The following is a 13062-nucleotide window of genomic DNA, read 5'->3' on the forward strand; positions in this document are numbered from 1 at the left end:
TATAAATAAGCCCAAGCATACAAAAGTAGAATAATAAATTAGCAATAATACTCCCGATAATGCCTGCGTTACTCCTAAAAAATGACAAAAGCTCAGTGAAATTTCAGTCTCTCTTCAGCCAAGCTTAAGTTTCAACAAGTACTATCCTGCTATTCTAAAATACAAAATAGACCTAATAATAAAATGAATATATTAAAGAGCCTTATCTCCTTAAAAAAATTCCCGTTATATGTGAGTACAGTTATTTTTATTGTATCTGCTTATTTTGCAGTGGTATTTAATCATCCCATCATACAAAAAGTCTATGAGTTATCTCATTATGATTTACCATTGTACTTCGCATCACATCTATTAATGCTTAGCGCATTTATTATTATTTTTTCACTCCTTGCATGGCCTTATCTATTCAAAATCATTGTCATTCCATTAATTTTGCTTTCTGCATTAGCCTTCTACGCGAGTGTCACTTACAACATCATGTTTGATTACGATATGATGGAAAACATTTTTGAAACGAACACTGGTGAAGCACTATCTTATGTTAATTTAAGCTCTATTTTAGCGTTTTTAGTATTAGGTGTATTACCAGCATTTTTACTTTTCAAAGTAAAAATCACTTACGGCAAAAGCTTACTTAAAACATTTTTTGTGCGTGCTTTATTATTATTTGGCGCAATTGCAATGATCGCTTTAATCGCTGCACTTTATTACAAAGATTATGCATCAATAGGCCGCAACAACTCGTATTTAAACAAGATGATTAATCCTTCGTATGCTTTTAATACTGGTAAGTATATTAATAACCATTACTTTACAACGCCGCTTGAATATTTAAAACTAGGTGAAGACGCCAAAATTATTCCTGCAAAAAATAATAAACCTACATTGATGATCATGGTGATTGGTGAAACTGCTCGCTCACAGAATATTCATCACAACGGATATGAAAGAAATACTAATCCTTATACTGAAAATATCGGACTAATTTCATTTCAACACGCGACTAGTTGCGGTACTGCAACAGCCATTTCATTACCTTGTATGTTTTCAAATATGGAACGTACTAAATACAATAAAAACCGAGCAGTCAATCAAGATAATGTATTGGATATATTAGATCACGCTGGTGTGAATATACATTGGGTAGGAAATGATGGTGGCGATAAAAGAGTCGCACAAAACCTAACAAAAATAATCCCTGATAGAGAAAAATATAGCGACTTATGTGATTCTTATACCTGCTACGATAGTATTTTATTAAAATATCTACCAGAGTTAATAAATCAAGAACCAAAGCAAAATAAACTTATCGCATTGCACTTGATAGGTAGCCATGGTCCAACATATTCAAAACGATACCCTAAAGATAAAACACTCTTCGAACCTGCTTGTGAACGTAGTGATATAGAGAAATGTAGTACTGAAGAGATCGTGAATGTATATGACAATACCATCGCATATACTGATTATTTACTTGCAGAGATGATCAACACTCTTAAAAAATATGAAGATAAATATAACGTTGCGCTTGTTTATATGTCTGATCATGGTGAATCGTTAGGTGAAAATGGTCTTTATTTACACGGAACACCTTATATTGTGGCACCAAAAGAACAGACACATGTTCCTTTATATATGTGGGCTCCAGATGATTATTACACGACAAAAGGGATCGATAAATCTTGTATACAACAAAGTGCACTCAATGATGATGTTTCACACGATAACTTGTTTCATACTTTATTAGGTTTTTATGGTGTTGCAACTCAAGAAAAACAAAGTGATTTAGATATTACAGCACACTGTAAATTATAAAATGTTAAGATACTTCATTAACGCTATCTGACCTTCATAGAGATTATTAATGAAAATTTTAGTGATTGAAGATTCTCAACATTTACGTAGAAGCTTGATCGTAGGATTAAGCAACTTAGGTTTTACAGTTGAAGCCACTGGTGATGGAAGTGAAGGGCTAAACCTAGCCCTTTACAACCAATTCGATATTATCATTTTAGATCTTATGTTGCCGAATGTTGATGGCATGACGCTGCTCAAAAAAATTCGCCAAGAAAATGTTCATAGTAAAGTTATCATTCTTTCAGCCCGCATTACTGTTGATGATCGTGTCAATGGATTATTAGCCGGTGCTGACGATTACATTGTTAAACCTTTCTCTTTTGACGAATTACATGCTCGAGTGATCAGTTTACATCGCAGAAGTGAAATAACACACTTTACTAACGTGATTAAACAAGGTGACTTTGTTCTTGATACAACACAGAAGACTTTTTCTTATCAAGATAAAACAATCGAGTTAACTAAAAATGAATTCAAAATAATTGAAGTTATTTTTAGTTCAAACAATAACATTGTGAGTACAAGTCAAATCAGTGAAGCCGTGGTTGGCCATTTTGACGAACTTTCTAAAAATTGTATCGAAGCTCATCTTTCTTCAGTCAGAAGAAAAAGCAAACAGCTTGGTGGTCTATTACCTATCAAGAATAAACGTGGTTTTGGCTATATGATTGAATCATAAAATATGAAATCAATAAAAAAAGATATTCTACGTACCATTACTATTATCCCTGCAGTGATCCTGTTTATTATATTTATTGCCGTAGACACTATTCTAGATGATTGGGTAAAAGATAAATTTGATGAAGTCTTAACCACTAAATCAAATTATTTAAAAACCTTAATAACCGTCGAACAAGAAGGAGTTGAATTTGATTTCGCAGGTGAGTTTATGCCTGAATTCTTACCTCACAATGATGCTCAATATTTTCAATTATGGGTTGATGAAAAACCTTTTGAACGCTCAGCATCCTTAGAAGAATTCCCAGAAGAACAGCTAGCCAAAGAACCTATTTATATTAATACATCAAAAATAATTAACGTAACTTTGCCTGATGGCCGCAGCGGTCGTTCCATAATGAGTTACTTTCATCCACAAGTACCTAGCCGCTTAAGAGCAAGTATTGCCCCCTTTCAACATACAGCTTTTTTCACTGTCACCATGTCAACAGAACACTTTTCACAAGCATTAATTGCTGTTGATATTATTTTTTGGTTATTGTTTTTTATATTAATTGTCGGAATACGCTACTTAGTTATTTACCAAGTTGATAAAGGTTTAAAGCCACTTTTATTATTAAATGAAGAGATTGCATATTTAAAGGTCGATAAATCCACATCATCACTCAAAAAAGTGACGGATGAACATATTGAAATCGCCCCAATTAGAGCTGAGCTAATACGATTTATTGAGTTTTCACAACAAACATTAAAAGAAGAACAACGTCTTTCAGCTGATATTGCGCATGAGCTTAAAACCCCCATATCAGAAATCATTAGCCTTAGTGAATTATCAATTCAATATCCTAATGATCTACGGATTTCAGAAAGTTATTCACAAGATATGTTATCTATCGGGCAACGAATGAAACATATTGTCAATAACTTGATGATGTTAAATCAAGCCGATGGGTACTTATTAAAGCAACAAAATGAAGACATCGTATTACGTACTGCAATTAATGAAATACTAGAAACAGTGCAGGGGATGCATGACAATATACTTTCAAGAGTCCAAATAAGCGGCGCATTGATAGATAAGACAATTAACTTAGATATTCTAAGCTTTAATCTAATTATCAGTAATTTGCTTAATAACGCGCTTTTTTATAGCCCTGCTCAATCTATTGTTCATTTACAAATTAACAAGGTGTCTAAAGGTTCCCCTCAAATTACCCTAGTAAATGAATTAACTAACCCTATCTCAGATGAGCAATTAACTAAGATCTTTAAACCACTTTATAGAATTGATAGTGCACGTACCGATAATACACACTATGGATTAGGCTTAACCATTGTAGAAAAATTATGTGCTATTAATAACTATACTATCAACGTCGAACTGCTTGAAGAAAGTAAAATTAAATTCACGTTATTACTTAATAAAGAATGAATAAAAACAGCATGACAACATACCATCATCATGCATCTAGAAAATTAGAATAAAAGCGAGCTATTATGCAACGTTTTAAAAAGGATTATTACAACGCACAAAAAACGACCAAATTAGTGAACAATAAAAAACAGTTAACCATTTAATTCAACACAGTAACTCTGATATTAAGGAACAACAATGAAACCAGGAAAAACAGGCATCAGCCGAATTATTGCTGCAACAGGATTTTCAATGCAAGGATTCAAAGCGGCTTGGACCCATGAAGCGGCGGTACGACAAGAGATTATCGGAACAATTATATTGTCAATAATAGCGATAGCTTTACCGGTGACGCATGTCGAACTCATTCTACTTATTGGTAGTTTATTACTAGTGGTTATTGTCGAACTATTAAACTCAGCAGTGGAAGCAACCGTCGATAGAATTGGATCTGAGTTTCATGAACTTAGTGGACGAGCAAAAGATATTGGTTCCGCCGCGGTATTTGTTGCTCTTATGATTGTTGCATTAGTATGGGGTGTTATCCTATTTGATGTATTCTTTTAATTCGCCTCATATCAAATAAAAAATATTATACCGATTACATTAACTATGTTGTCTAAATGATACGTTGAAAAACAATGCAATTCTAGGCGTAAATTTCATAAATGGTTGTTCCATTTATGAAATTTATAGCAAATAAGTGCTTGTTTTAAAAAATAAAATAGATCGGCTATTTATTGTAATTGGTATGAAATAGCAAGTTACTTTTACAGTAATAATATTTGCATATAAGCACTTACTCGCTATCTAATATTTACACATCGCTACTCACTCAAATAGGTAATGCTAAGCCATGAATGTCAGACATTTGATTATTTTATTATGTTCTATCTTTACTACATTTAGTGTCAATGCAGCTAGTAGTCAGCAGTGGAAGACATTTAGCGATATTGGTGCTTATGGGTTAATCGGTACTGCTTTAGCAATTCCAGCTTATAAGAGTGATTGGGAAGGTTTTGAACAAGCAAACTACAGCATCTTAAGCGCTTTAACGACAGGCGTGATCACTAAATCATTAGTAGATAAAGAGCGACCAGATAAAAGTGATGATAATAGTTTTTTTTCAAACCATACAGCAAGTGCATTTTCTGCAGCTACAACATTAAATATTCGTTACGGCTGGCAAACAGGGCTACCAGCATACGGCTTAGCAACATTAGTTGGGATAGGGCGAGTACAAGCAGATAAACATTATTGGAGTGATGTACTAACAGGGGCTGCTATTGGTTCTTTATCGGCGTGGATTTTTACCGGCTCTTTAAATGAAAATGTTCAAATAACGCCCTGGGGCGGTAACAAAAAAGCAGGAGTCAGTATTTCTGTTAATTGGTAATATAAAAAATAAATCTCTTCTTAGTTCACCTTTATTGATAACAAAAAATCATCTCTCTTTCGTTTCAGCAAAAACAGCATTAAATACACCCATCAAAAGTATAAACAACACATAAAGATAATGTTATTAGGTATAAATGCCCTATTTTATATATAAATTCGATGATATTCGTTATGAACTCTATATAATAGTTTTTCTAAAGTTTACATAACAAAATACTGAACTTTAGGCTGCTATTATATTACGCTACCAATAACCAGTAATTTAAAAGGGACTTTTAATGCAGAATAGAAAGTTACGCTTTGTAATATTATTAGCTGTATTGATGATTTCTGGTTTTCTTTTTACGAGTTTTATTAGTTACTTTACCGCTAATGAATCAATCCGTAGTCAAGTGGCAAAAACAACTCTCCCATTAACGAGTGATAACATCTATTCTGAAATTCAAAGAGATCTACTACGCCCTATTTCTATCGCATCAATGATGGCAAATGATACTTTTGTACGAGACTGGATTTTAAATGGTGAGCAAGATGAACAGGCCATGATTAAATACTTAAGCTCCATTCAAACTCATTTTAATACGGTCACTAGCTTTTTTGTATCTGATAAATCACTAGCATATTATCATTCGTCAGGGAAATTAAGGGCTGTTGACCCACTTATCCCTCACGACAAATGGTACTTCCGTGTTCAAACGATGCCACAAGAATATGAAATTAATATTGATGTTGATAGTGCAGATCTGAGCTCATTTGTGGTTTTCATTAACTTCCGAATGTTCGATTATTCAGGACATTATATCGGGGCGATAGGTGTAGGACTTGGTCTAGATAGAGTGCAAAAATTAATAGAAAATTATAATAGTCGCTATGATCGAGAGGTTTACTTTATTAATAAAAGTGGCGAAATTATGCTGCAAGGTCAATCAAAGCATAACTACAAAAATATTCATCAAATCCCTGGTTTATCTACTTTTGCAACTCAAATACTCACCTCTCCAAGTAACTCTATTACTTATCAACAAGACAATGAGAAATATTATCTCAATAGTCGATTAGTACCTCAATTTGGCTGGTATCTCATTGTTTCTCAACAACAACAAGAAGCTGAACAACGTATACAAAATACACTATTACTTAATTTAGCAATTAGCTTTGTGGTTTCAATTATTATCCTTATTTTGGTTAATTTTATTATTTCAGGATATCAAAAAAAATTAGAAACAATGGCAACTACTGACAAGTTAACAGGTAGTGCAAATCGCCAAGTTTTTGATGTTCTGTTTCAACAGGTCTATAACCAATCCAAACGTAACAAAACACCTTTATCTGCTTTGATGCTAGATCTTGACTACTTTAAACAAATTAATGATACATACGGACACCCAACGGGAGATGTCGTATTAAAAACACTAATACAAAGTATAAAAGCAAATCTTAGAGAATCTGATATTATTTTCCGTTGGGGAGGTGAAGAATTTCTTATTATTTTACCTGAGAGTGATTTGCAATCTGCTTATGAAATTGCAGAAGAAATTAGAATAAAGTCTGCTGATTTGAATATTATTTTTGCAGGTAAATCTGTTTCAATCACCATTAGCATTGGGGTAGCTTGTATGACCAAATCAGATACTCACGATACACTTATCAATCATACTGACGAAGCACTTTATCTCGCGAAAGAGCGAGGACGAAATCGTACAGAGCGTTATTTGCCACATTCAAATAAGGAAATAGACAAATAATAACTGAGTAAATAAGTATGGCGGATTCAAAACGTTGAAGTGCATAACGACTAAGCCGCCATAGCTTGCATATATTCAGCTATTATTTTGAAAGCATTAAGGGTTAACGTTTTTTTAATTCAAAAAGATCTGTACGTCTATCTTTCAAGTTTTTTACACTACCAAACTGATTTAGCTCTCGTAATAAATAAATATCAACATCTGCAATTAAGATCATTTCTGTATTAGGCGTTGCTTCAGCTTTTATACCATTAGCAGGGAATGCAAAATCACAAGGTGTAAACACAGCTGATTGTGCATATTGAATATCCATATTATGTACTTTAGGTAAATTACCTACACCACCAGCAATCGCAACATAACATTCATTTTCAATAGCACGTGCATGAGAGCAGTTTCTTACTCGTGAATACCCATTTTGTGTATCAGTTAAGAAAGGTACAAATAAAATATCCATCCCCTCATCAGCTAAAATACGGCTTAACTCAGGGAACTCTGAATCATAACAGATTAATATCCCGATTTTTCCGCAGTCAGTATCAAATGCTTTCAGCTGTGTGCCACCGTCCATTCCCCAAACTTTTACTTCATCGGGTGTTACATGGAGTTTTTCAAAACGCTCTTTGGTGCCATCTCGACGACATAAATAACCAACGTTATACAATCGGTCACCTACTATTTCAGGCATACTACCGGTGATAATATTAATGTTGTAACTGATCGCTAAATCAGTAAATTTTTGTACGATAGTTTCCGTATGCTTAGCTAATTCTCGAATAGCTTGTGGCTCACTTAAATGGTTATTTTCGGCCATTAAAGGGGCATTAAAAAACTCAGGGAATAAAGCAAAATCAGAACGATAACCAGCAACAGCATCAACAAAATATTCAACTTGCTCCATTAGTTCATCAAGGTCTTTATAAGGACGCATTTGCCATTGTATCAAACCAAGACGGACCAACATTTTAGTCGGTACTTGTTTTTTATTTGGCTGCTCATAATAAATATTATTCCACTTTAACAGGACAGCATAATTATTAGAGCCTTTGTCACCTTCAAGATAACCTTTTAAAATTCGAGCTGGTTGGAAGTCATTAGATATTTGAAAGTTTAAAACAGGATCATGGATCTCTTTACGCTTCACTTTATCAATATATTGCTTTGGTGATAGTTCTGCAGAGTATTTATGATAGTTTGGAATACGCCCGCCAAAGGTGATGCCTTTTAAATTTAATCGCTCACACAGCTCTTTACGGTAATCATACAGGCGACGACCAAGACGCAAACCACGAAATTCAGCTTTAATAAACACATCTATTCCATAGAGAGTATCGCCATCATCGTTATGTGTATTAAATGTATCTTTACCTGTTCCAGTAATATCATCATAGGTATGAGCATCGTTAAAATCAGCATCATTAATGCGAATAGATAAAGCACAACCAGCAATCTGATTATTTACTTTAATGACTATTTGCCCTTCAGAAAATTTATTAATTAATGCCTCTATTTCTTCTTCTTCCCAATAGGAATTTGACAGAGCAAGATTAGTGTAAGCCTCTATCATAGCAGCTTTCAATTCTTGATAATCATCAAGACTTAATAATGATAATTCAACATTTTCTATCGTTTGCATGGCAGGAACCTGTATCAATATAAAGGTTTGAGTATATTTTAATTTTTAACTTGTTTATAGAAGATTAAATGTAAAAAGAGGTGTTCAAAACACCCTTAGATTCAAATAATAAGTGCATAACTTGGATAGGTAGAAATTAATTGACAGCCTACTAAGACAAAATGCAGTTATTTACATTTTAGTTGTAATAAACGCTCAGAAAAAACATCTTTTGATAGAGGCCTATCGAAAAAATATCCCTGTGCTTCATCACATGCTAATTCTTTTAATATAAGACTTTCTTCTTCAGTTTCAATTCCTTCAGCAATGACCTTAATATTGATCGCTTTTGCTAATGAAATAATTGCAGTAACAATATTTAAAGTTCGCTCGCTATGACAAATTTGTGTAATGAAAGCGCGATCAATTTTGATCGCCGATATTGGAAAATCTGCAATATGAGCAAGTGAAGAGTAACCTGTTCCAAAATCATCCAAGCTCAGTGTAATACCTGCTTTTACTAATTTTTGGCAAATAAGTAATGGTACATCCGAATCTGCAAACAAAGTTCTTTCAGTTATTTCAAGCTCAATTAAATGCGGAGGAATTTGATATTGATTCAATATGGCAATGATCTTATCTGCTAAATCTTCATCAACAAACAAAATTGGTGATAAGTTAACAGAGACAGGTTTTGCTAATTCCCCCCATGCTTTTAATTGTTTACACACTTCTTCCAAAACAAAAAAATCAATCAAATGCACTTTCTGAGCTTCTTCTGCAATATAAATAAATTCATCTGGCAAAATAAAACCATGTTCAGGATGTCGCCAGCGAATGAGTGCTTCACAACCTATTATATGGCTATTACTTAAATTTACTTTCGGTTGATACTCTACATATAACTGATTATCTTTTAATGCGTCTTTTAAATTATTTTGAATGATAAAACACATTTTTGTCATTTGTGTAAAATTGCTATCTTTGAAGTTATTTCGTCTATTTCCTGATTTTTTCCCCATACACATCGCAATATGCGCAGTTTGTAATAATCTTTCGTAGGAAGTTCCATCTTCAGGGAAACGGCTAATACCCACTGTATATGATATATATAATTTATGATCGGCAATTGAAAAGGGTTCCACTACCGCTCCATTGAGTTGTTCACATACTTTTAAGCAAGCATCTTCATCAATATTAACCACAACCATACAAAATTCATCACCACCAATACGCGCTAAAGTAGCTCCTTCTATATCAAGATCTAATAAACGTTTTGCAACCGCGACTAATAACTGATCTCCAACACGATCGCCTAATGTGTCATTGATATATTTAAAGCTATCAATATCGATATTAAATAAGGTAAAGGAATTATCTGAATCTGTTTGTTTATTGATGAGTTGTAGCACTTCTTGCTCAAACGATCTTCTATTAGGTAGCGAAGTTAAATGATCATGAAGTACTTCGTGCTGTAAAGATTTAACTAATTTAGAAATTCGCTGATTATCTTTTTGTACACGAGTGAAGAGTCGATAACTAAAAAATAATAAGCCAATAAAAAAACCAAAAAATAAACCGATTATTTCATCTAAATCATACTTCTCATAAGCACGAGTAAAATAAAACCATCTATCGACGACATCAAAATAAATAAATAAAGCAAAACTAGCGAATGCGATCACTATGACAATAAAAATATCGAATGAAAGTGGGTTTTTCTTATAATGCATATTTAAATAGTTTCACTAATAGGTATTTGGAATTGATAAATTAAAGTCAGGTTACAAAAAATTTATACAATATTGATTTAAAAAATAACAAGCTGCAGCGCACATTAACACAATGATTAATAATATAAATATCACGCTATAAATTAACCTCACAAGAAGTATGTATTTGACAACTTATTGATCTTATTTAAATAAAGCAGATGAAATATTCGATGCTTAAATATTAAAAAGACATAATATCAATACAATGACATCACATAGCAAAAGGGTTAATAGCAATTACATTAAATAGGTGCCCTAAATTTTACTCAGGAAAAACAATTCAATTCGAGGTGCCTTTTTTACTTCTAAATAACTCTTTCATTTATTCTTCGAAAGCCTCAAAAAAGTAACGGCCATTACAGAAGCAAATCCGTTCTTGCTGGGTGTGGTTTATAGAGGCCAAAGTATATTGAGAAATGAATTTTTAAAATTGTTTTAGAGTAGTATTTATAATATGGAATAATGTCAGCAGAATTCACTCTTAAAAATGAAATGAGCCTAAATATGGATTACGAAAACTTTGTATTAGCGAGAGCTTTGCATGTAGTGGCGATTGTTTTATGGATTGGCGGTGTCGCTTTTGTCACAACCGTTCTAATACCAGCCATTCGAAAATCCCAATCACCAGAAGAACGATTAAAAACCTTTGAATTACTTGAAAATAAATTTGGTTTTCAAGCAAAAATATCAACACTTATTGCAGGGCTTTCTGGTTTTTACATGCTACATGTAATGAATGCGTGGGCGACCATGGGTTGGTGGATACATCTCATGATTTTAGTCTGGTTTATTTTTACACTGGTATTATTTGTTTTAGAGCCTTTATTTCTACACAAATGGTTCCATAAAAAAGCACAAAATGATCCTGAAAAATCTTTTTTCCTTCTGCAGTTAATGCACATTATCTTATTATCGCTCAGCTTATTAGCTGTCGCAGCAGGTGTTGCTGGCGCTCACGGTTTATTGCCTTTATAACCTCCCTAAAAAATAACCTGCATAATTTTAATAATTAGCAGGTTATTTTCTTCAGCGAATCATTTAAGTGACTAATGCCCTACTGAAGGGGCGGCTGGCCCTGATTTTATAAAAGGGCCTTTTGTAAACCAAACAAAACCAATCAATACAAAGAATAAACAGCCTAACATGTAGAAATAATCATTTAAGGACATCATGTAAGATTGCGTGGTCACCATGTGCTCAACAACAGCAAGATTAGTCTGTGTTGCTCCTCCTATTTTATCTAAATAATCTACTGTACCAATTTGATAATTACTGACATGTTCAGTCAGATTCGCATGGTGAAAGTCTGCACGTCGATTCCATATCCAAGTAGTAAGTGATGAAGCAAAACTTGCACCTAATACACGTAAGAAGGTTGTTAAACCAGAACCATCAGCAACTTGATCATCACTTAAGTTAGATAAGAAAATAGTGGTTAACGGCATAAACATGAATGCAATACCAATTCCCATAAACAGTTGCACTTCAGCAACAGAAGCAAAATCGATAAAAGTATTAAAATTAGCACGTAAGAAACAAGAAACACCTATCACGATAAAGGAGATACTCGCTAAAATTCGCATGTCTGTTTTACTTGCATATTTCCCAACTAAAGGCGCTAATATCAAAGGTAAAACTCCCATCGGTGCAGCAGCAAGTCCCGCCCATATTGAGGTGTACCCCATATACATTTGCAACCACTGCGGAAGAATAATATTAATCGCAAAGAAAGCAGAATAACTTAAGACTAAAGCAATAGTACCAAAGGCATAGTTACGATCTTTAAATAGATATAAATTTACGATTGGATTTTTTTCAGTTAACTCCCAAATCACAAAAGAGATCAATGCAACTACTGAAATGCCCGTCATGATCACGATATGAGTCGACTCAAACCAATCTGCATTATTACCAAGATCTAATACAATTTGTAATAAACCCACCCCTAGAACAAGCAATGCAATGCCAATGTAATCAATGGGCATTTTAGAAATTGTATCTGCACGCCCTTTTAGTTGTTGCCATACGGCAGCACAACAAAAAATACCAATAGGTACATTAATAAAGAAGATCCAAGGCCAAGAATAATTATCAGTGATCCAGCCCCCTGTAATAGGGCCAACAATTGGAGCAACCACTGTTACCATTGAAATAAGTGCCAATGCTGTGCCACGTTTTACCGATGGGAAGATTGCCAATAAAAGCGTTTGGCACATTGGAAACATCGGTCCAGCAAAGAACCCTTGTAAAGCTCTAAAAGCAATTAACTCAGGCATGCTAGTCGCAATACCACATAAAAAAGACGTAATAGTAAACAAAGAAACAGAGATGATAAATAATCTAAGCTGACCAATTCGGCGAGAAAGCCAGCCGGTTAAAGGCAATGCAATGGCATTACATACGGCAAATGACGTAATGATCCACGTACTTTGTTCTGAACTAACACCTAAACTACCTGCAATTGTCGGTAAGGCAACGTTTGCAATAGTACTATCGAGAACCTGCATAAAAGTAGCTAACGCTAAAGCAATCGTCGCTAATACGATACTCGGCGGCGTATAGGTTTGATCCTTCATATAC

Annotated in this window: 10 protein-coding genes; 7 read left to right on the top strand and 3 right to left on the bottom strand. The window is 33.8% G+C overall.

Annotation, left to right across the window (positions count from 1 at the left end):
• Positions 1 to 183 precede the first annotated feature (183 nt).
• The 6 genes from E2R68_RS08300 (at position 184) to E2R68_RS08325 (ending at position 7092) form a co-directional block, all read left to right on the top strand.
• The gene (locus E2R68_RS08300; protein WP_134277226.1) at positions 184 to 1815 is read left to right on the top strand and encodes a phosphoethanolamine transferase; all 1632 of its coding nucleotides are present in this window, start codon (positions 184 to 186) and stop codon (positions 1813 to 1815) included.
• Positions 1816 to 1864: 49 nt separating this feature from the next.
• Positions 1865 to 2536, top strand: coding sequence for a response regulator transcription factor (locus E2R68_RS08305; RefSeq protein WP_134277227.1), 672 nt, complete (start codon positions 1865 to 1867; stop codon positions 2534 to 2536).
• A gap of 3 nt (positions 2537 to 2539) precedes the next feature.
• Positions 2540 to 3967 carry a sensor histidine kinase gene (locus tag E2R68_RS08310; protein WP_134277228.1) on the top strand — a complete coding sequence of 476 codons (1428 nt, stop codon included), beginning with the start codon at positions 2540 to 2542 and terminating at the stop codon, positions 3965 to 3967.
• Positions 3968 to 4147: 180 nt separating this feature from the next.
• Complete coding sequence (locus tag E2R68_RS08315) at positions 4148 to 4516, top strand: diacylglycerol kinase (RefSeq protein WP_134277229.1); 369 nt, start codon at positions 4148 to 4150, stop codon at positions 4514 to 4516.
• Between the two features lie 289 nt (positions 4517 to 4805).
• Positions 4806 to 5345: a phosphatase PAP2 family protein gene (locus tag E2R68_RS08320; protein WP_134277230.1), complete on the top strand. Its 540-nt coding sequence runs from the start codon at positions 4806 to 4808 to the stop codon at positions 5343 to 5345.
• A 280-nt stretch (positions 5346 to 5625) separates the two neighbouring features.
• Positions 5626 to 7092, top strand: coding sequence for a sensor domain-containing diguanylate cyclase (locus tag E2R68_RS08325; protein WP_134277231.1), 1467 nt, complete (start codon positions 5626 to 5628; stop codon positions 7090 to 7092).
• 103 nt (positions 7093 to 7195) lie between these two features.
• Here the strand turns inward: E2R68_RS08325 and E2R68_RS08330 are convergent, their stop codons facing one another.
• Together E2R68_RS08330 and E2R68_RS08335 are read right to left on the bottom strand one after the other, a co-directional pair.
• Positions 7196 to 8728, bottom strand: coding sequence for a carbon-nitrogen hydrolase family protein (locus E2R68_RS08330; RefSeq protein WP_134277232.1), 1533 nt, complete (start codon positions 8726 to 8728; stop codon positions 7196 to 7198).
• Positions 8729 to 8895: 167 nt separating this feature from the next.
• Complete coding sequence (locus E2R68_RS08335) at positions 8896 to 10440, bottom strand: putative bifunctional diguanylate cyclase/phosphodiesterase (RefSeq protein WP_134277233.1); 1545 nt, start codon at positions 10438 to 10440, stop codon at positions 8896 to 8898.
• 546 nt (positions 10441 to 10986) lie between these two features.
• Between E2R68_RS08335 and E2R68_RS08340 the strand changes: the two genes are divergently transcribed.
• Positions 10987 to 11457, top strand: a complete 471-nt coding sequence (locus tag E2R68_RS08340; RefSeq protein ID WP_134277234.1) for a hypothetical protein — start codon at positions 10987 to 10989, stop codon at positions 11455 to 11457.
• 71 nt (positions 11458 to 11528) lie between these two features.
• Here the strand turns inward: E2R68_RS08340 and E2R68_RS08345 are convergent, their stop codons facing one another.
• Positions 11529 to 13058, bottom strand: a complete 1530-nt coding sequence (locus E2R68_RS08345; RefSeq protein WP_134277235.1) for a DHA2 family efflux MFS transporter permease subunit — start codon at positions 13056 to 13058, stop codon at positions 11529 to 11531.
• Positions 13059 to 13062 lie beyond the last annotated feature (4 nt).

Origin of the sequence: Psychromonas algarum, from assembly GCF_004376845.1 — a bacterium.
Taxonomy (GTDB): Bacteria; Pseudomonadota; Gammaproteobacteria; order Enterobacterales; family Psychromonadaceae; genus Psychromonas.

What these genes read in the sequence shown, in the direction of transcription:
- E2R68_RS08305 (WP_134277227.1), top strand. Translation starts at nt 1,865, where the DNA reads ATGAAAATTTTAGTGATTGAAGATTCTCAACATTTACGTAGAAGCTTG.
- E2R68_RS08340 (WP_134277234.1), top strand. Translation starts at nt 10,987, where the DNA reads ATGGATTACGAAAACTTTGTATTAGCGAGAGCTTTGCATGTAGTGGCG.
- E2R68_RS08330 (WP_134277232.1), bottom strand. Translation starts at nt 8,728, where the DNA reads ATGCAAACGATAGAAAATGTTGAATTATCATTATTAAGTCTTGATGAT.
- E2R68_RS08325 (WP_134277231.1), top strand. Translation starts at nt 5,626, where the DNA reads ATGCAGAATAGAAAGTTACGCTTTGTAATATTATTAGCTGTATTGATG.
- E2R68_RS08345 (WP_134277235.1), bottom strand. Translation starts at nt 13,058, where the DNA reads ATGAAGGATCAAACCTATACGCCGCCGAGTATCGTATTAGCGACGATT.
- E2R68_RS08310 (WP_134277228.1), top strand. Translation starts at nt 2,540, where the DNA reads ATGAAATCAATAAAAAAAGATATTCTACGTACCATTACTATTATCCCT.
- E2R68_RS08320 (WP_134277230.1), top strand. Translation starts at nt 4,806, where the DNA reads ATGAATGTCAGACATTTGATTATTTTATTATGTTCTATCTTTACTACA.
- E2R68_RS08300 (WP_134277226.1), top strand. Translation starts at nt 184, where the DNA reads ATGAATATATTAAAGAGCCTTATCTCCTTAAAAAAATTCCCGTTATAT.
- E2R68_RS08315 (WP_134277229.1), top strand. Translation starts at nt 4,148, where the DNA reads ATGAAACCAGGAAAAACAGGCATCAGCCGAATTATTGCTGCAACAGGA.
- E2R68_RS08335 (WP_134277233.1), bottom strand. Translation starts at nt 10,440, where the DNA reads ATGCATTATAAGAAAAACCCACTTTCATTCGATATTTTTATTGTCATA.